Source organism: Halopelagius fulvigenes (assembly GCF_055398025.1).
The window spans coordinates 2598313-2616586 of the sequence record NZ_AP043846.1 but is presented as its reverse complement, the minus strand read 5'-3'; the positions used below and the strand labels follow the sequence as shown (position 1 = coordinate 2616586).

Here is an 18274-nt window from a genome sequence, read left to right as displayed (position 1 = left end):
CGAACCGTCTCTCGGCTCACCGGAAACCCGGTGTGCGGCGGTCCTCGGTCGGGCTCTCGGTCGGCACCCCCCGTCGGACATCGTTAAGGCCACTGACCCACATATTCGACCATGTTCGACCCGGACGAGTTAGAGCGGATCCGCGACGCGAAAGCGGAGTGGGAGGAGGAGACGCTCTCGCCGACGCTGAGCCGATTCGGGGAACGCGAGGAGGAGTTCATCACCGACACGCAGGGGCAGTCGGTGAAGCGACTGTACACGCCCGAGGACGTGGCGGACCACGACTACTTCGCGGACGAGGGGTTCCCCGGCGAGGAACCGTACACCCGCGGCGTCTACCCGACGATGCACCGGGGCCGCCTCTGGACGATGCGGCAGTACGCCGGGTTCGGCACCGCCGAGGAGACGAACGAGCGGTACCACTACCTCATCGACAACGGGCAGACGGGCCTCTCGGTGGCGTTCGACCTGCCGACGCAGATGGGGTACGACTCCGACGCCGAGATGGCCGCGGGCGAGGTGGGGAAATCGGGCGTCGCCATCGACTCCCTGCGGGACATGGAGACGCTGTTCGACGGCATCCCCTTGGACGAGGTGTCCACGTCGATGACCATCAACGCGCCCGCGTCGGTTCTCTTGGCGATGTACGTCGCCGTCGGCGACCAACAGGGCGTCCCCCGCGAGGAACTCCGCGGCACCGTCCAGAACGACATCATGAAGGAGTACGTCGCGCGGAACCTCTACATCTACCCGCCCGAGGAGTCGATGCGCATCATCACGGACGTCTTCGAGTTCTGCGCGGCGGAGACGCCGAAGTTCAACACCATCTCCATCTCCGGGTACCACATCCGCGAAGCCGGTTCCACCGCCGCACAGGAGATTGCGTTCACGCTCGGAAACGGCATCGAGTACGTGCAGGCGGCCCTCGACGCCGGGCAGGACGTAGACGAGTTCGCGCCGCAACTGTCCTTCTTCTTCAACGCGCACAACAACGTCTTCGAGGAGGTGGCGAAGTTCCGCGCCGCCCGGCGCATGTGGGCGAAGATAATGGAGGAGAGGTTCGGCGCGGAGAACCCCGAATCGAAGCAACTGAAGTTCCACAGCCAGACGGGCGGTTCGACGCTGACGGCCCAGCAGGTGGAGAACAACGTCGTCCGCGTCGCCTATCAGGCGATGGCCGCCGTCCTCGGCGGGACCCAGAGCCTCCACACCAACGGGAAGGACGAGGCGCTATCGCTCCCGACCGAACAGAGCGTCCGAACCGCACTTCGGACCCAGCAGATCCTCGCCCACGAGTCGGGCGTCGCGGACACCATCGACCCCCTCGCGGGGAGTTACTACGTCGAGTCGCTCACCGACGAGGTGGAGGCGGAGGCGTTCGATATCTTAGCGGAGATAGACGAACGCGGCGGCATGCTGGAGGCGGTGAAGTCCCAGTGGGTCCAACGGCAGATACAGGACGTCGCCTACGAACGGCAACGCGAGATAGAGGAGGGCGAGCGAATCATCGTCGGCGTCAACGAGTTCCGCACGGACGAGGACCCGGACCCCGACGTGCAGGAGGTGGACGAGGAGGACGAGGCCCGACAACTCGACAGACTCGACGAGGTGCGGGCCGAACGCGACGACGAGGCGGTGGAGGCGACCCTGGAAGCCCTGCGGACGGCGGCGAACGGCGACGACAACCTCGTCCCCTACATCGTGGACGCGGTGAAGGCGTACGCCACCGTCGGCGAGATATCGAACGTCCTCCGCGACGAGTTCGGCGAGTACCACCCGAGCCACGCGTGACACCGACTCCCGCACCACCGAAACGATGATTTTCTGACACCTCGTCGGTAGGGTACGATGACCCTCCTTCCGTTCTGACCGCGCGCACTCGCATCGAATCGGGTCCGTCTCCCCGCTTTCGCGACGGTGCGGACTCGACGTGCGCCGGTTCTCGTCCCGCGACGCGTAGCGTCGCCGCCGTCCAGTAGTCGAACGACCCCTCACCAGAGACAGATGTCACGACCCGACTCAGACTCGCCGTATCGCCCGCGAACGCTCGTCCCCACCCGAACCCTCCGCCCGTCGTCTCCGTCGCCCGCCGCGCGGGCGGGATTCGCCGCCGCCGTCGCTGCCGTCGTCGGCGTCGTCGGCGTCGTCGCCGCCGCCTCGTTCCCCCTCGCGGCCGTCGCCGTCGTCACGTACGCCGTCGTTCGCGCCGCCGTCGGTGCCGTCCGGCGGCGTTCTCGTCGCTCCGCGGACGGCACGACGGTTAGCGTGCCGGGCGTCTCCGTCGAGGTGACCGTCGCGCGGACGGACGGCGAGTAGTCCGCCGTCGCTCGCGACGGACGAGGGGACTCCTCCCCGACGTTCGCTCGTCGCCTAGAATTATGCGTGCCGCCGCCGTTGTGACGGTCACCAATGGAACTGGACCACGTCGGCGTCGCCGCCGCCGACGCCTCGGGTTTGGCAGCGATGTTCGGAGAGTTGTTCGACGCCCCGGTCGTCCACGAGGAGGAGTTCGACGGGATGTCGGTGTTGTTTCTGGAACTCGGCGGGAGTTACTTCGAGTTGCTCGAACCGCACGAGGACGGGGCGATAGGGCAGTACCTAAACACGCACGGGCCGGGAATCCACCACGTGGCCGTCCGGACGGACGACGTCTCGGACGCGCTCGACACGGCCCGGGAGGCGGGCGTCGAACTCATAGACGAGGAACCGCGGCAGGGGGCGTGGGGGCACGAGGTGGCGTTCCTCCACCCCAACTCGACCGGCGGCGTCCTCGTCGAGTTCGTCTCGCACTGACCGCCGCGGACGGCACCGCCGCGTCCGGGTGTGCGACTCGCCCTCGTCTCGGTGCGGACTCCGACCGACACCCCCGACCGGAACCCCGGCGGAGATGTCGCAGTCGGTCGATTACGCGACGACCGACAGACGGTACTATATTTACCTCTCGGCGAGAGTAGCGGACGAATGCGCGACTGGCTCTCTCACCGGGTTCGGGCGTCGCCGAACGCGACGGCCCTGATACTCGCTTCGACGGGGGAATCGTGGACCTTCGCGGAGCTCGATTCGATGGTCGAGGAGACGGCGGGCCGCCTCGCCGCCCTCGGCGTCGAGTCGGGCGACCACCTCGGCGTCGTCACGGAGACGCGAGTCGCCTCTGTCCGCTTGCTCCACGCCGCGATGCGCCTCGGGGTGACGCTGGTCCCCATGGGTGACAGCCTGACCGCGGGCGAACTCCGGTCGCAGGCGGAGACGGCGGACGTGACCGCCGTCGTCTGCGGGTCGGCCACGGAGGGGCGGGCCGTCGAGGCGGCGGGGGACGCGCCGGTCGTCAGCGTGGACCCGCCCGCGACGGACGAAGCGACCGCCCTCGAAGACGCCTCTCCCGAGAGCGTCGAACCCGCGTCGCGGGAACTCGACGACCCGCAACTGCTGCTTTTCACCTCGGGGACGACGGGCGACCCGAAGGCAGTCACCCTGACGATTCGGAACCTGCTTTCGAGCGCAGTCGCCTCCGCGTTCCGCCTCGGGTTCGACCCGGCCGACAGGTGGTTGGTCGCGCTTTCGCTGCACCACATGGGCGGCATCGCGCCCGTCCTCCGGATGCCCCTCTACGGGATGACCGTCGTCCTCAGGCCGGAGTTCCGAGCCGGGCCGACCGCCGACGACATCGAACGCCACGAGGTGACCGCCGTCTCTCTGGTGCCGACGATGCTCCGCCGGATGCTGGAGAAGCGCGGAACGCTCTCGGAGTCGCTCAGGGTCGTCCTCCTCGGCGGCGCGCCCGCGTCGTCGGAACTGATAGCGCGGTGTCGGAACTACTCCGTCCCCGTCTACCCGACGTACGGGATGACCGAAACCGCCTCCCAGATAGCCACGGCGCGCCCGAAGGAGGCGTTCCGGAACGTCGGCACCGTGGGTCGCCCCCTCTACTGGACGGACCTCACCGTCGTCGGCGAGTCCGGCACCCCCGTCGAACGCGGCGAGACGGGCGAACTCGTCGTCTCGGGGCCGACGGTCACGCCGGGGTACTACGGCGACTCGGAGGCGACGGCGGAGGCCTTCTGCGAGTACGGTCTGAAGACGGGCGACGCAGGCTACCTCGACGCCGAGGGCCGACTGTACGTGCTCAACCGTGTGGACGACCGAATCATCACCGGCGGCGAGAACGTCGAACCCGGCGAGGTGGTGGACGTCCTCCGCTCGCACCCCGAGGTTCGCGACGCCGCCGTCGTCGGCGTCCCCGACCCGGAGTGGGGCGAACGCGTCGGCGCACTCGTCGTCCCCGGGTCCGAGGAGGTGACGCGCGACGGGGTGGAGGAGTACGCCCGAGAGCGACTCGCGGGGTTCAAACTCCCCCGAATCGTCGCGTTCGCCGACGAACTGCCCCGAACCGTCTCAGGGACGGTGAAACGCGACGCCGTCCGCGAACGACTCGAAGCGGTCGCGGAGGGGGAGGACGAGGAAGCAGAAGACGAGGCGGTGGACGGTGAAGCAGAAGACGAGGCGGTGGACGGTGAAGCGGACGACGAGAAAGCGGAGGGCGGTGACGAGGGGGTTGGCGGCGACGAATCAGATGCGGACGCGAACGACGAGTCCGACGAACCCGCGGAGGCGGGCGAGGACGAAGACGAACTCGCGGAGGCGGATGCGGACACCGACGCGGAAGCCGACGCCGAATCGAGCGACGGCGACGACTCCGCGGACGGAGACGCAACGGGCGAGTCGCCCGAGTGAGTCCGCGACGACGGTCTTCTCCCCAACCCACACAAACGATAATTAACGATGCTGCCGTTGGTGTGAGGTATGCCCGGAGCAACCGACCAGACGTTGCGGCCGTTCCTGTGGCGCGCGAGCAAACTGTTCCCCGACCGAGAAGTCGTCTCGCGGACGCACGACGGCGTAGAGCGGTACACGTACTCGGAGTACGAGGACCGCGTCGGTCAGTTGGCGAACGCCCTCGACGCCGCGGGCGTCGAACGCGGCGACCGAGTGGGGACGTTCTGTTGGAACCACCACCGGCACTTCGAGACGTACTTCGGCGTCCCCTCGATGGGTGCGCAACTGCACACCATCAACCCCCTGTTGCCCGACCACCACATCCAGTACATCGTCGAGAACGCGGCGGATACGGTGCTGTTCGTGGACCCGTCCTTGGTCGAGAAGCTAGCGGGGGCGTACGACGAGGAGGTGTTCGCCTCCGTCGAACGGTACGTCGTGGTCGGCGAGGAGGTGCCGGAGACGTCGCTGTCGCCGGTGACGGATTACGAGTCGTTCGTCGCCGAGGCGGACGCCGCGTACGACTGGCCCGACCTGTCCGAGGAGCAACCGGCGGGGATGTGCTACACCTCCGGGACGACGGGGAAACCGAAGGGCGTCGAGTACACCCAACAGATGCTCTGGTCGCACACGATGGCGACCCTCCCGGAGTCCGGACTCGACATCCGGTCGTCCGACGTGGTGATGCCCGTCGTGCCGATGTTCCACGTCAACGCGTGGGGTCTGCCCTTCTCGACCACCGCCGCGGGCGCGAAGCACGTCTACCCCGGGCCGTCGCCGTCGCCCGAGGACCTCGCCTCCCTCATCGAGGAGGAGGGCGTCACCCTCACCGCGGGCGTCCCGACGGTGTGGTTGGGGCTGTTGGACTATCTTGACGAGAACGACGCGGACATCTCCTCGCTCGACCGAATCGTCATCGGCGGGGCGGCGGCCCCCCGGTCGGTCATCCGGCGGTTCGACGAGGAGTACGACGTGGACGTGGTCCACGCGTGGGGGATGACCGAGATGGCCCCCATCGGCACCGTCGCGCACCTCAAACCGGGGATGGAGTCGTGGGACCGAGAAGAGCGGTACGAAAAGCGCGCGAAGCAGGGCCTCCTCGCGTCCGGACTGGAGATGCGCGTCGTCGGCGACGACGGCGAGGAAGTCGAGTGGAACGGCGAGGACTTCGGCGAACTGTGGGTCCGCGGCCCGTGGGTGACGACAGAGTACTACGAACGCCCGGAGGCGAATGAGGAGGACTTCGAGGGGAACTGGCTGAAGACGGGCGACGTGGTGACCGTAGACGAGGAGGGGTACGTGCAGATAGTGGACCGCGCGAAGGACGTCATCAAGTCCGGCGGCGAGTGGATCTCAAGCGTCGAGTTGGAGAACTCCCTCATGGCGCACGACGACGTGGCGGAGGCCACCGTCGTCGGCGTCCCGCACGAACGCTGGCAGGAACGCCCCGTCGCGTTCGTCGTCCCGAAGGACGGCGCGGACCGCGAGGCGTTGCAGTCCGAACTCACCGAGATGGTCAGAGCGGAGTTCCCGAAGTGGTGGGTGCCCGACGAGGTGATGTTCATAGAGGAGGTGCCGAAGACGGCCACCGGCAAGTTCGACAAGAAGGTACTGCGCGAGGAGTACGACGACGAATCGATCGTCGCCGGGAAGTCGCCGGACGACGCCGCGCCCGCCTCGAACGACTGACGGCCGCCGCCGCGACTCGCCCGAGGTGGCCGCCGCGTCGCTTCCGCCGAACAAACGGTAAACTCGTTTTACGGTTTTCGCAGTTCCATGGATTATTTTACGTTAGGAATCCACTCTCGGGCATGGACCTTCTCGACGACACCATCGTACCGGAACACGCCCGAGACGTGAAGCAGGAGGCGCGCGAGTTCGCCGACGAACACATCGCGCCGAACGCCGAGGAGTACTTCGAGAACGCGGAGTACCCGTGGGACGTCCTGGAGGCGGGGATGGACGCCGGCTTGGTCGCCCAGGACATCGGCGAGGAGTACGGCGGACGCGGGTTCGACCTCCAGCAGATGCTCGCCATCAACGAGGAGTTCTACCGCGCCGACGCCGGTATCGCCCTCACCCTGATGCTCGCGTCGTTCGGCTGCGAGATAGTCGAGCAGTACGGCTCCGAGGACCAGAAGGAGGAGTATCTCCGCCCCGTGGCCGAAAACGACCAGATTTCGGGGTTGGCCGTCTCCGAACCGCAGACGGGGTCGGACATGGCCGGGATGACGACGGAGGCCGAGAAGACCGACGACGGCTACGTTCTCGACGGCGAGAAGTACTGGGTCGGAAACGCCGTTGAGGCCGACTGGCTCACTGTCTACGCGAAGACGGGCGAGAGCGAGGACCGCTACTCCAACTACTCGATGTTCATCGTCCCGACGGACGCCGAGGGTTACGAGGCCGAACACATCCCCGAGAAGATGGGCATGCGCGCCTCCAAGCAGGGTCACATCGTCTTCGACGGCTGCGAGGTGCCCGAGGAGAACCTGATCGGCACGGAGGGCGGCGGCTTCTACATGCTCGCGGACTTCTTCAACCACGGGCGCGTCGTCGTCGGCGGCCACGGACTCGGACTCGCCGCGGCGGCCATCGAGGAGACGTACGAGTTCGTCCACGACAGGGAGGCGTTCGGGCGCAACATCGCCGACTTCCAAGCGACCCAGCACACCCTCGCGGAGATGCGCATGGAGTTCGAGGCCGCGCGCGCACTCAACTGGCGCGCCGCCGAGAAAGTCCAGAACGGCGAGGACGCCGGGTTCTGGGCGGCGGTCTGTAAGACCAAATCCACCGAGACGGCGACGGAGTGCTCCGAACGCGGGATGCAACTCCACGGCGGCCGTTCCATCCTCTCGGAACGCCGCATCGCCCGCGTCTTCCGCGACGCCCGCATCCCGGTCATCTACGAGGGCGCGAACGAGATCCAGCGCAACCTCATCTACCGGCAGTGGACCTGAAATCGGTCTGACGCCGCATCTCCGCCCTCTTTCTCGTTCGAATCGGTCGTCCGCGCACTCAGCGTTCGAGACGTATCTCCGACGCTGAGAAATGAACTATGCTATCGTCCCCCATACCTCGAGTGGACCATGACAGCAGACGACTCACTCGACGGCAAGGTGTCCGTCGTGACGGGCGCGGGCGGACAGATAGGCGAGGGCATCGCCGTCGAACTCGCCAAGGCGGGGAGCGACGTGGTCATCGCGGACGTGGACGTCCTCGACACGGAGCACAACCAGCAGGGTTCGAAGGAAGTCGGCGGCGCGACGAGGGCGCGGGAGGTGGCCGAACGCGTGGTCGAACAGGGGTCGCGCGCGCACGTCGTCGAGTGCGACGTGACCGACGCCGAACAGGTCGAGTCGATGGTCGAAGAGACGATTTCGGAGTTCGGCCGACTCGACGTGCTCTGTAACAACGCGGGTATCATCACCGTTGCACCCACCGAGGAGATGGAGGAAGACGAGTGGGACGCGGTGATGGAGGTGAACACGAAGGGGCCGTTCCTCGTCTCTCGGGCGGCGATTCCGCACCTCAGGGAGACGAACGGGACCATCATCAACACCGCCTCCATCGCCGGGGAAATCGGCGCGGCGGGCCTCTCGCACTACTGTTCTTCGAAGCACGCGGTCCTCGGCCTGACCAAGTCGCTCGCCCTCGAACTCGCCGAGGACGACGTGACGGTCAACGCCATCTGTCCCGGCATCGTGGACACGCCGATGTGGAATCAGGTGCTGACGCCGACCCTCCAAGAGGAGTACGAGGACACCATCAAACGCGCCATCCCCCTCGGACGCGACCAGACGCCGGAGGACATGGGCAGACTGGCCGTCTACTACGCGACCAACCGCAACGTCACCGGGCAGGCCCTCGCCGTGGACGGCGGTATCCTCCAGAACGTCCTGTAACTCCCCAGACAACAGTTATCACCGGGGCAACCGAACCGCCGCCATGGTCGACGCGAGCATCAGACTCCTCGACAGGGGGCGGGTCGTCGCCGACGCGGGGTTCGTCCTCGACGGACACACGATGGGCACCGCGGCGAACCCGAACCCCGACCACGAGATGCGGGAGTTCGTCGTCTGGAGCGCGGTGATAGACCACCCCGAGGGGACGTTCCTCTGGGATACGGGGTCGCACCCGGACGCCGGGGAGGGCTACTGGCCCGACCCGTTGTACGCGACGTTCCAACACGTCGATGCCGACGAGCACCCCTTGGAGGACGATTTGGAGGCGGCGGGCTACTCGCTCTCCGACGTCGACGCCGTGGTGATGAGCCACCTGCACCTCGACCACGCGGGCGGCCTCGCGGCGTTCGAGGGGACGGACGTGCCGGTGTACGTCCACGAGGAGGAGTTGAAGTACGCCTACTACTCCGCGAAGACGGACGAGGGCTCTCTCGCCTACCTCGCCGACGACTTCGACCGCGACCTGAACTGGCGCGTCGTCCACCGACACCGCCGCACTCTCGCGGCGGACTTCGAGTTGCTCCACCTGCCGGGGCACACCCCCGGCGTGATGGGCGCGCGAATCGACCTGCCGGAGGAGACGGTCCTCGTCGCGGGCGACGAGTGTTACGTGGACGAGAACTACGCCGGGGAGATTCCCCTCGGCCCCGGCCTGCTTTGGTCCGAACGCGACTGGTTCGAGAGCCTCCGAACGCTCAAAGAGATAGCACGCCGCACCGACGCGGACGTGCTGTTCGGCCACGACAAGCACCGCTTCGAATCGTTCGGTGACGGCTGGAACCTGTCCTGAGCCGGCGAGAGAACGATCAACTCGGGCGATGCGCCCGAATTTTCTCTCTCCGAATCCCGGCGTAGTGTTGCACGAAACACGCAAATCATTTTGAGCCAGCGCCGCCAACGCCCGTCAAGGATGCCCGATTCGATGGCGGAGTACCTGCAGGCCGACATGGAGTGCGAAGGACTGCTCGAGTGCGTTCACGGACTCAAACCCCTCGACAGGGACGTCTTCGAGGTTCTCGTCGAGAGCGACGCCCCCATGACCGTCGACGACGTGGCGGAGGCGGTGGACCGCGAGCGTTCGACGGCGTACCGCGCCGTCCAGCGGCTCCTCCAGTCGGGGTACATCCAGAAGGAGCAGGTGAACTACGAACAGGGGGGGTACTACCACGTCTACCGACCGGCCGACGCCGACGAGGTGGCGGACGACATGCAACGGACGCTGAACGACTGGTACGCGAAGATAGGGCAACTCATCCACGAGTTCCGCGAGAAGTACGACGAGGCGGAGAACGCCGAGACGCCCCCTGCGGAGTGAGTTTTCGCGTCTTTCAGGCGTCTCTACTGGTTCCCTAACGGCTTAGGCTGTCCATCTATCCACCGAAGGCTTGTATACTGTAGGTGAGGTATCAATCATGTCCAAAAGCAAATCGGGCCTCACCGAACTGACCGAGTACTGCGACCGGTGTGACGCCCACACTCCCCACGAAGTCTCGATAACTCTCAAGACCGAGAGTTCCAAGCAGGTCAATCGAGAGTTCTCACGGGAACCTTACCGGGCGACGAAGTGCGTCCACTGCGGCGAAGAGACCCTACAGCGGATGAACGACGCCTGATCGCTCGAACCGGCGTTTCCGGGCCGTCAGGTCGAACCGATTCCCCCGATTCGATCCCCCACGCGATTGAGACCCCCCCGCACGCGACCCCCCGACTCGATGACCGTCGTCCCCCCGACGGACTCTCCGCACGGATGAACGATTCCCCCGAACGCGCACCGACCGACGAACGAACTGTTCTCGTCGCGGACGACGAGGCTGCCTTCACCGACAGTCTCGCCGTCTGGTTGTCCGACGAGTACGCGGTCCGAACCGCGTACTCGGGTCGCGAAGCCGTCGAAGCGTACGACTCGACGGTAGACGCCGTCGTCCTTGACCGTCGGATGCCCGGCCTCTCGGGAGAGGAGGTGTTCGAACGACTCCGCGACCGACCGGGAGACGCGCGAGTCGCGTTACTCACGGCGACGGACCCCCACCGTCTCCGCGAGGGCGACGACGCGCCCCCGTTCGACGAGTACCTCACCAAACCGGTGCGGAAAGACGAAGTTCTGGCGGCGGTCGAACGACTCGCCGAGGAATCGCCGCCGCCCTCCGCGGAGTGAGTGCGGTCAGTCGCTCTCCGTCTGACTCCGCGCGGCGTCGTCGCCCGCGTCGAGACCCGTCTGGTCGAAGAACGTCTCTATCAGTTTTCGCTCCCCCGAGCGCAGGTGCTCGTGGAACGTCGGCGCGGAGATGTTGAGCGACGTGGCCACCTCCTCGGCGGTGCTCCCCCGCGGCCACTCGAAGTAGCCGGAGACGAACGCCGTCTCCAACACGTCGCGCTGGCGGTCGGTGAGTTTGTTCTCCAGTTCGTGGCGGAACGCGTCCGTCGATTGGACCGACCGCTCCACCTCCCGCTTGGCGACGACGCTTATCTCGGGGAACGACTGCTGAACGGAGTCGATGAGCGCTCTGAGGTCGGCGTCGGGCGCGACGGTGGCGACGACGGTTCCCTGGCCGTCGGTGACCGAGAGCGTGTTCACGTCCGCTCCGAACCCGACGAACGTCACGAGCACCGCCGAATCGGTTATCTCCCACTCGAACAGCGTCTCGGAACCGTTCTGGGTGACGATGCGCGCGCGTTCGACCGCCGGGTGCTTCGTCGCCTCCTCCAACAGCGACTCGCTCTCGACGCCCTCGGCGGTGACGTAGCAGGCGACGCTGTCGTTCGACTCCGGGGCGAACCCCTTCAGGGTGAGCGTCCCCCCGAGTTGCCGCGTCAGTTCGACGAACAGGTCGCCGTCGTCCGCGTGTTCGAACTCCAGTTCGACCGCCGTGTCGCCGTAGAGGAGTCGCTTTGACTCGGCGGCGTTGATGCCGTTGCCGATGCTCCGCCCGAGCTGTTCGAACACCTCGACGTGTTCCTCGAAGAACTCCGAGGGACCGTCGGCGTAGACGAAGAGTGCGCCGTACGTCGTCTCCCGGTAGAGGACGGGGACGACGATGACGGAGACGGGGTCCTCGAGGGTGCTCTCGGACGGGAACGCCGCTTCGCGGTGTTCGTCGGTGATTCGCTCGACGACCCTGACCGTCTTCGACTCGACGACGTCCCGGACGAGGGGGCGCACCGTCTCGACGCGGTCGCTCAGTCGCGCGGCGTCCACGCCCGCGGCGGCGCGGGGACTCACGCCGTCCATCGCCCGGTTGTAGCGGGCGATCCACGCGCCCCGATAGGACCCCTCGTCCGCCACGGAGAGACAGACCGCCTCCTCTATCTCCTCGCGCGTCGTCGCGTCCACTATCGCTCGGTCCACCTCGCGCAACAGGTCGTTGACGTGGTGGAGGTGGTCGAGTTGACGCTGACGCAGCTCTATCTCGTCGGCGCGTTCGCTCCGGAGCGATTCGACGTTCGCGCGGAGCGATTCGAGCGTCTCCGGGTCCCTGAGCTCGTCGGTGTCCCGGCTTTCGAGCACCGTCTCGGTGGACTCCAACGCGAAGAACCGCTGTACCTCGTCTTCGAAGTTTGACCGGACGAGGAGTTCCTCGACCGTCTCTCGGACGTCCGTCTTGGTGACGGGCTTGACGAGGTAGTCGTCGAACCGCATGTCGACGATGTCGGTGTCGGGTTCGACGGCCGTCATCATCGCGATACGGCAGTCTAACTCGCGCTCTTCGAGGGATTGGAGGACGTCGTCGCCGGAGACGGTCGGCATGCGCCTGTCGAGGAGGACGACGTCCACGGTTTCGTCTACCGCGTCGAGGGCCTCCCGGCCGCCGTACGCGACGCGAACGTCGTAGTCGTCGCGCAGCCAGTACTCGCAGGTGTCCGCCAAGTCCTCGTCGTCGTCGACGACGAGAACGACCGGCGTCGCCGATTGGTCTTCGCTCTCCGGACTCGGCGAACGCTTGGTGGACATCGGATACCGTAGCCACTCCCCCTACGAGTAAATATCTGGCCATAAATCGAACAGAGTTTATCGACCGACTGTCTGTCTCTCGTGAGTGAACGTAACCGTCCGTCGCAGACTCGGTGGTCGAGCGAGATGCCGCGCAGAGCCCCTCGACGGCGGTTCGTGGCGGTCAGGCGATCTGGAGCGACACCGTGAACACCGCGCCTTCGGGGTCGTTGTCGCCGACGGTGATGGTGCCGCCGTAGCAGTCTACGAGTTCCTTCACGAGGAAGAGACCGAACCCGCTGCCGGGCGTCGAGAGTTGTTCGACGCTCTTGTCGACGATTCGCTCCTTGGCCTCGTCCGAAACTCCCGGGCCGTTGTCGGCGACGCGAACCTCGACGCACTCCTCGCCGGGGTCGACCGACACCGTCACCCGCGGTTCGTCCTTGTCGTTGTGCTGGACGGCGTTCGTCAGGAGGTGTTCGAACACCGTCGAGAGGAGTTCGTCGGCCATCACCTCCACCTCGGGGAGGGGACCGTCGGTGGCGACGGTGGCGCGGTCGTACTCGTCGTCTATCGCCTCCAGTTCGCGTGCGAGCGTCGAACCGAGTTCGACGGGTTCGAGGTTGTGCGACTCCTGCCCGACCGCCCGCGTGAACGACCGCATCGTCTCCACGAGGCCGGCCATCTCCGCGACCCGGTCGCGGAGCGTTTCGAGGTGGGTCTTACCGTCTTCGGGGACGAAGTCGCCGAGGATGTCGGCCCGAGCGCTCACGACGTTCAGCCCGTTGAGGAGGTTGTGCCGGAGGACGCGGTTCATGAACTCCATGCGCTCGCGTTCGCGCCGCAGTTCGTGTTCCCGCCGCTTTCGCTCCGTGATGTCGCGCCCTTCGAGGACGAGAAGCACCACCTCGCCCGTCTCGTCGGTCACGGGCGTGATGGAGACGTCCACGGTCACCTCGGTGTCGCGGTCCGGCGCGTCCGCGTTCGTCTCGAACCGGACGAACTCGCCGGCGGCGGCCCACCGGATGGCGTCGCGCAGTCCGGCCACCTCGTCGTCGCCCCCCCACCACGGAACCTCCCAGAACGGGTTGCCGATGAGGTCGTCGCGTTCCGTCGCGGCGAACTGCACCGCCGCGTCGTTCACCTTGACGACGGTCCCGTCCGGTTCCAGCAGACCCATGAACTGGAACGTCTTGTTGAACACCGCCTCCAAGCGGCGTTCGCGGCGCTTCCGTTCGGTCATGTCGCGGACGACCTTGATGTACCCGCGGAGGTTGCCCTCCTCGTCGGTCAGCGCCGTGATGGCGACGGACGCCCAGAACCGCGACCCGTCCTTCCGGACGCGCCACCCCTCGTGTTTGGCCTGCCCCTCCTCGGCGGCGCGTTCGAGGAGTTCCGTCGGAAGTCCGTCCGCCCTGTCCTCCTCGGGGTAGAACGTCGAGAAGTGCCTGCCGAGTATCTCGCGTTCCTCGTAGCCCTTTATCTCCTCGGCGCCGCGGTTCCAACTGGCGACGTGGCCCTCGGCGTCCAGACGGAAGATGGCGTACTCCTCGACGTCTTCCACCAGCGCGGAGAACTCCTCGCGCCGGCGGCGCAACTCGCGTTCGCGCTCTCTCTGTTCCACCGTGTGGACGGCGTGCGCCACGGTGTCGGCCAGCCTGTCCAGCGGTCCGGCCTCGTCGTGCGGTTCGGCGAACGCGTTCTCCCGCCCGGCGTACAGGCCGAGGATGCCGTACGTCCGGCCGTCGTACCGGAGCGGTAAGCAGGCGCAGGAGCGATACCCGCGTTCGAGGGCGGCCTCGCGCCACGGTTCGAACTCCGGGGCCGTCTCGATGGCGTGCGTCACCTGCACCTCGCCGGTGGCCGCCGCGCGCCCCGCCGGTCCCCGTCCCGTCTCGGAGTCGTCGGCGGTGATGGTCACCTCGTCGAGGTAGCCGTCCTCGTGTCCGGCCCACGCCGAGGGGACGAGTTCCTCCCCCGGCCCCTCGAAGCGACCGGCCCACGCGAACCGCAGCGACGTCGTCTCCACGAGGCGGCTACACACCATCTGCTCGATGTGGGTCCGAGACACCGCCTCCTCCGTCGCGTTGCTGACGTCCGCGACGACGTGGGTGAACGTCTCCAACAGGTCGAGTCGGTCGCGCTGAACCTCTATCCGTCGCTCCCGTTCCTGTTGCGCCGTCACGTCGCGGAAGTAGACGGTGAGTCCCGTCTCGGTGGGGAACGCGTTCACCTCGAACCACGTCTCCAAGGGGTCGTAGTACTCGGTGAACGTCACGTCCTCCATCTCTCGAAGCGCGCGTTCGTACTTCCGCTGGAACTCCGTCCCCGTCGCTTCGGGGAACTCGTCCCAGAGGACCGACCCGAGGAGGTCGGACTCGTCGCGTTCGAGCAACTGCTGGGCCTTCTCGTTCAGGTAGGTGAACCGGAACTCCGAGTCGAGGGCGAAGACGGCGTCCGAGACGCGGTCGAGGTGTTCACGGACGTCGGTACCGAGTCGGCTCTCCTGTCCGTTTCGGGTGTCTTCCATGGTTCGTCGGGTCGGCGGCGTTCGCGCGCACCGTCGTTCGATCGAAAGACGAGGGCAGAGGCATTTACCGCTTTCCCCGCGCCCGGCGAGAACCCTAACACCATAGGCACCCTACTTACGCGATATTCCGCCGTCGATAGGCACGAGCATGTTCGTCAGACCGACCCCCGACGACGCATTGGTCGCACGAGCGACGAGTACGACGTCTCGGGAGGTGACCCACGATGCCTGAGTGTCAGAACTGCGGGTCGTTCGTGACGCAGAACTACGTCAGAGTGTTCGCGCCGCAGGACAACGACGACCCGCGCGTCTGTCCCCACTGCGAGGACATGATGCGCGACGGGTCGGACGTCCGCGAGGCGCGGTCCAAGCGGGTCACGTAACGGACGCCGACCGGCGCGGGTTCCCCCGCCGCGCCGACCCTCTCTTCTCCTTTCGTTCCGCACAACGTCCGCCATATTGTAACCCTCTCTGCGCTCCCAATTTCGCGTCTGATTGCACGAAGCGGGCCGCTTACCTTGCTTGAGCACGTACGTGTACATCCGATGAAGAAGAACGAACTGGTCCACTATCACGCCCTGCTCAGGGAGATATCGACGGACTTCGCGGACCGCGGCATCGTCACGCGCGACGACTTCGACGAGTACGAGCGACTCGACGTGTCGCCGGTGGCCCTGCGGGCGTCGCGCGACGACCACGAGGAGGCGGTTCTGCTACTGGCGGAGGTTCTCTCCCTCGCCGCGGAGCGTTCCACCGACGAGGCGACTCCCGGCTCCGAGTCGTCCGCCGACGAGCGTCCCGTTCCCTCCTGGTAACGCCTCTTCTCCGCTGACTCGACCGAGTAGTGGCGACGCCGCCGGTCGAGGGACCAGTTCCGCCGCGGACGGGCAACCTACAAGACCCGGCCCGAGTAGTTCTCGGTATGCGACTTGAGGACTACTGGGGGGTCGGTCCGAAGACGAGCGAACGCCTCGCGGAGACGCTGGGCGTCGAACGTGCCGTCGAAGCGATAGAGCAGGCCGACATCCGCGCGCTCTCGGAGGCGGGCGTCCCGCGCGGGCGGGCCGTCCGCATCCTGCGGCGGGCCAACGGCGCGGCGGGGATGGACGCGCTGGGAACGCGCGACGCGCGAAACGTCTACGACGACCTGTTGACGCTGGCGAGTCAGTACGCCATCACCGAACACGCGGCGGACCGCATCCGCGTCACGACGCCGTTGGAGGACGCCGACGCGCGCGAGGACCGACTCGACGGGGTCCTCGCCGCCCGCGACGCGTGGGCGTCGCTCGACGACGACGCCCGCGACGCCGTCCTCGACGCCTTCGCGGAGTACGACGAGGCGGGGGGAACCGACCGCGCCGCCGTCGAAACCGCGCTCACGCTCCGCGAGGCGGGGCTCCGCGGGCGGACGTTCGACACCCTCGACGGCGTGGACGACGAGGCGCTTCGGGACGCCGCGGGCGCACTCGGCTACGTGAACGAGGACGGCACCGTCGCCGAGGGGGCAGACGAGGAACTCGACAGACTGCGCGAGACGCTGGAATCCGTCGAGTCCTTGGAGAGCGGCGCATTGGACGTGCTCGAATCCGTCCGCTCCCGCGGCGTCCAGAGCCTCGACGAGTTCCGGTCGGCGTTCGTCGAGTACGTCGCGCGGGAGACGGACCTCCGCCGCGGGCGAATCGAGTCCGCCGCCGCCGGGGACGCCTACGACGAGGCGGACTTCGCCAGCACATCGCTGCGAACGCTCGTGGAGGAACTGCAGGCCGAGGTGGCGGAACGGGAGGCCGACGTCGCCGCCGACCTGCAGGAGGACGTGGAGTCGGCCCGCGAGGACGTGGACGCGGCGGTCGAAGCCGTCTCTGACATCGCCTTCGAGCTCTCCTTGGGCCGGTTCGCCGTCGAACACGACCTGAACCGCCCGCGACTCGTCGAGGACGGCCTCGCCGTCTCCGGGGCGCGCAACCTCGCCCTCTCCGGCGACGTGCAGTCGGTCACGTACGGCGTCGGGACGCACGGACTCGGCCCCGAGGGGGCGGACGCCGACGAGGACGACGCCCCCCGCCCGCCGTCGGGCGACCGGGTGACCGTCCTCACCGGGGCGAACAGCGGCGGGAAGACGACGCTCTTAGAGACGCTCTGTCAGGTCACGCTGCTCGCGATGATGGGGATGCCCGTCCCGGCGGACCGCGCCGAAGTCGGCTCGTTCGACAGCGTGGTGTTCCACCGCCGCCACGCCAGTTTCAACGCGGGCGTGCTCGAATCGACGCTGAAGTCCATCGTCCCGCCCCTCTCCTCGGAGGACCGCACGCTCATGCTGGTGGACGAGTTCGAGGCCATCACCGAACCGGGGCGGGCCGCCGACCTGCTCAACGGGTTGGTGGACCTCACCGTCCAACAGGACGCGCTCGGCGTCTACGTCACCCACCTCGCCGACGACTTAGACCCGCTCCCGCCGGAGGCCCGCATCGACGGCATCTTCGCCGAGGGGTTGACCGAGGAGTTGGCGCTCCGCGTGGACTACCAACCGCGGTTCGGCACCGTCGGCAAGTCCACGCCGGAGTTCATCGTCTCCCGCCTCGTCGCCAACGCGCGCGACCGGTCGGAGCGGATGGGGTTCGAGGCGCTGGCGGCCGCCGTCGGCGAGGAGGCCGTCCAGCGGACGCTCTCGGACGCGGAGTGGACGGAGTCCTGACGGACCGAGGAAGAACGAACGCCGCGAACCGACGCCTCAGCGGTACTCTTCGAGGCCGACGAACGCGTCCTGATTCGCGGTCAACCACGACTGCATCCGGTCTCGACAACTCTCCCGCCGGGGGTACAGCGTGCATCGGTCCGGGCGGCCGTCGTACCGGACGACGACGCTGTGGAGGGCGAAATCTCGCCCGTCGATTGCTCGGTCGCCGACGGCTTCGTCGGTCGACCGCGGTTCGGGCGTCCACGTTGAATCTGCGGATGAGTCGGACATCACGGGGGTCCTCGTTCGTACGTCCGCCGCGGAGAGTACATAACCTCTGCTAAGTCAACTCTATAGACACCATCACGGTTATCGAGACGACCGGACCGGTCCGGAACGCCCCC

General features: G+C 67.1%; 17 protein-coding genes. 14 read left to right on the top strand and 3 right to left on the bottom strand.

Annotated elements, in window-relative coordinates:
- Positions 1 to 111: 111 nt before the first annotated feature.
- From ACZ522_RS18355 to ACZ522_RS18305, 11 genes are all read left to right on the top strand, one after another.
- Positions 112 to 1791 carry an acyl-CoA mutase large subunit family protein gene (locus ACZ522_RS18355; RefSeq protein WP_379696239.1) on the top strand — a complete coding sequence of 560 codons (1680 nt, stop codon included), beginning with the start codon at positions 112 to 114 and terminating at the stop codon, positions 1789 to 1791.
- A 213-nt stretch (positions 1792 to 2004) separates the two neighbouring features.
- Positions 2005 to 2316 carry a hypothetical protein gene (locus tag ACZ522_RS18350; RefSeq protein ID WP_379696242.1) on the top strand — a complete coding sequence of 104 codons (312 nt, stop codon included), beginning with the start codon at positions 2005 to 2007 and terminating at the stop codon, positions 2314 to 2316.
- A gap of 93 nt (positions 2317 to 2409) precedes the next feature.
- Complete coding sequence (mce, locus tag ACZ522_RS18345; protein WP_379696245.1) at positions 2410 to 2793, top strand: methylmalonyl-CoA epimerase; 384 nt, start codon at positions 2410 to 2412, stop codon at positions 2791 to 2793.
- Between the two features lie 168 nt (positions 2794 to 2961).
- Positions 2962 to 4731 (top strand): o-succinylbenzoate--CoA ligase, encoded by a 1770-nt coding sequence (menE, locus tag ACZ522_RS18340; protein ID WP_379696248.1) that lies wholly within the window; start codon positions 2962 to 2964, stop codon positions 4729 to 4731.
- Between the two features lie 69 nt (positions 4732 to 4800).
- Entirely contained in the window at positions 4801 to 6462 is a 1662-nt protein-coding gene (locus ACZ522_RS18335; RefSeq protein WP_379696250.1) for a long-chain fatty acid--CoA ligase, read from the top strand.
- A gap of 122 nt (positions 6463 to 6584) precedes the next feature.
- Positions 6585 to 7733 (top strand): acyl-CoA dehydrogenase family protein, encoded by a 1149-nt coding sequence (locus tag ACZ522_RS18330; RefSeq protein WP_379696252.1) that lies wholly within the window; start codon positions 6585 to 6587, stop codon positions 7731 to 7733.
- Positions 7734 to 7862: 129 nt separating this feature from the next.
- Positions 7863 to 8678 (top strand): SDR family NAD(P)-dependent oxidoreductase, encoded by an 816-nt coding sequence (locus tag ACZ522_RS18325; RefSeq protein ID WP_379696255.1) that lies wholly within the window; start codon positions 7863 to 7865, stop codon positions 8676 to 8678.
- Between the two features lie 43 nt (positions 8679 to 8721).
- Positions 8722 to 9528 (top strand): N-acyl homoserine lactonase family protein, encoded by an 807-nt coding sequence (locus ACZ522_RS18320; RefSeq protein WP_379696257.1) that lies wholly within the window; start codon positions 8722 to 8724, stop codon positions 9526 to 9528.
- 120 nt (positions 9529 to 9648) lie between these two features.
- Positions 9649 to 10053 (top strand): helix-turn-helix domain-containing protein, encoded by a 405-nt coding sequence (locus ACZ522_RS18315; protein WP_379696260.1) that lies wholly within the window; start codon positions 9649 to 9651, stop codon positions 10051 to 10053.
- Between the two features lie 97 nt (positions 10054 to 10150).
- The gene (locus tag ACZ522_RS18310) at positions 10151 to 10351 is read left to right on the top strand and encodes a DUF7835 family putative zinc beta-ribbon protein (protein ID WP_379696263.1); all 201 of its coding nucleotides are present in this window, start codon (positions 10151 to 10153) and stop codon (positions 10349 to 10351) included.
- 134 nt (positions 10352 to 10485) lie between these two features.
- The gene (locus tag ACZ522_RS18305) at positions 10486 to 10893 is read left to right on the top strand and encodes a response regulator transcription factor (protein ID WP_379696266.1); all 408 of its coding nucleotides are present in this window, start codon (positions 10486 to 10488) and stop codon (positions 10891 to 10893) included.
- 6 nt (positions 10894 to 10899) lie between these two features.
- Here ACZ522_RS18305 and ACZ522_RS18300 read toward each other — a convergent pair whose 3' ends face one another.
- Positions 10900 to 12687 carry a bacterio-opsin activator domain-containing protein gene (locus tag ACZ522_RS18300; RefSeq protein ID WP_379696269.1) on the bottom strand — a complete coding sequence of 596 codons (1788 nt, stop codon included), beginning with the start codon at positions 12685 to 12687 and terminating at the stop codon, positions 10900 to 10902.
- A 163-nt stretch (positions 12688 to 12850) separates the two neighbouring features.
- A complete protein-coding gene (locus ACZ522_RS18295) occupies positions 12851 to 15196 on the bottom strand; it encodes a sensor histidine kinase (protein ID WP_379696272.1) in 2346 nt (781 codons plus the stop codon).
- Positions 15197 to 15420: 224 nt separating this feature from the next.
- On the opposite strand from ACZ522_RS18295, the gene ACZ522_RS18290 reads away from it, so the two are divergent.
- From ACZ522_RS18290 to ACZ522_RS18280, 3 genes are all read left to right on the top strand, one after another.
- Entirely contained in the window at positions 15421 to 15579 is a 159-nt protein-coding gene (locus ACZ522_RS18290) for a DUF7563 family protein (RefSeq protein WP_175454408.1), read from the top strand.
- 162 nt (positions 15580 to 15741) lie between these two features.
- A complete protein-coding gene (locus tag ACZ522_RS18285; protein WP_379696276.1) occupies positions 15742 to 16011 on the top strand; it encodes a UPF0058 family protein in 270 nt (89 codons plus the stop codon).
- Positions 16012 to 16118: 107 nt separating this feature from the next.
- The gene (locus tag ACZ522_RS18280; protein WP_379696279.1) at positions 16119 to 17888 is read left to right on the top strand and encodes a MutS-related protein; all 1770 of its coding nucleotides are present in this window, start codon (positions 16119 to 16121) and stop codon (positions 17886 to 17888) included.
- 36 nt (positions 17889 to 17924) lie between these two features.
- Here ACZ522_RS18280 and ACZ522_RS18275 read toward each other — a convergent pair whose 3' ends face one another.
- Positions 17925 to 18161 (bottom strand): DUF7511 domain-containing protein, encoded by a 237-nt coding sequence (locus tag ACZ522_RS18275; RefSeq protein ID WP_379696282.1) that lies wholly within the window; start codon positions 18159 to 18161, stop codon positions 17925 to 17927.
- Between the last annotated feature and the right edge of the window lie 113 nt (positions 18162 to 18274).

Bases quoted from the DNA above. Each gene is read 5' to 3' on its own strand.
- ACZ522_RS18300 (WP_379696269.1), bottom strand. From the start codon at position 12,687: ATGTCCACCAAGCGTTCGCCGAGTCCGGAGAGCGAAGACCAATCGGCG.
- ACZ522_RS18305 (WP_379696266.1), top strand. From the start codon at position 10,486: ATGAACGATTCCCCCGAACGCGCACCGACCGACGAACGAACTGTTCTC.
- ACZ522_RS18335 (WP_379696250.1), top strand. From the start codon at position 4,801: ATGCCCGGAGCAACCGACCAGACGTTGCGGCCGTTCCTGTGGCGCGCG.
- ACZ522_RS18275 (WP_379696282.1), bottom strand. From the start codon at position 18,161: ATGTCCGACTCATCCGCAGATTCAACGTGGACGCCCGAACCGCGGTCG.
- ACZ522_RS18320 (WP_379696257.1), top strand. From the start codon at position 8,722: ATGGTCGACGCGAGCATCAGACTCCTCGACAGGGGGCGGGTCGTCGCC.
- ACZ522_RS18315 (WP_379696260.1), top strand. From the start codon at position 9,649: ATGCCCGATTCGATGGCGGAGTACCTGCAGGCCGACATGGAGTGCGAA.
- ACZ522_RS18290 (WP_175454408.1), top strand. From the start codon at position 15,421: ATGCCTGAGTGTCAGAACTGCGGGTCGTTCGTGACGCAGAACTACGTC.
- ACZ522_RS18280 (WP_379696279.1), top strand. From the start codon at position 16,119: ATGCGACTTGAGGACTACTGGGGGGTCGGTCCGAAGACGAGCGAACGC.
- ACZ522_RS18285 (WP_379696276.1), top strand. From the start codon at position 15,742: ATGAAGAAGAACGAACTGGTCCACTATCACGCCCTGCTCAGGGAGATA.
- ACZ522_RS18355 (WP_379696239.1), top strand. From the start codon at position 112: ATGTTCGACCCGGACGAGTTAGAGCGGATCCGCGACGCGAAAGCGGAG.
- ACZ522_RS18325 (WP_379696255.1), top strand. From the start codon at position 7,863: ATGACAGCAGACGACTCACTCGACGGCAAGGTGTCCGTCGTGACGGGC.
- ACZ522_RS18330 (WP_379696252.1), top strand. From the start codon at position 6,585: ATGGACCTTCTCGACGACACCATCGTACCGGAACACGCCCGAGACGTG.
- ACZ522_RS18295 (WP_379696272.1), bottom strand. From the start codon at position 15,196: ATGGAAGACACCCGAAACGGACAGGAGAGCCGACTCGGTACCGACGTC.
- menE (WP_379696248.1), top strand. From the start codon at position 2,962: ATGCGCGACTGGCTCTCTCACCGGGTTCGGGCGTCGCCGAACGCGACG.
- mce (WP_379696245.1), top strand. From the start codon at position 2,410: ATGGAACTGGACCACGTCGGCGTCGCCGCCGCCGACGCCTCGGGTTTG.
- ACZ522_RS18350 (WP_379696242.1), top strand. From the start codon at position 2,005: ATGTCACGACCCGACTCAGACTCGCCGTATCGCCCGCGAACGCTCGTC.
- ACZ522_RS18310 (WP_379696263.1), top strand. From the start codon at position 10,151: ATGTCCAAAAGCAAATCGGGCCTCACCGAACTGACCGAGTACTGCGAC.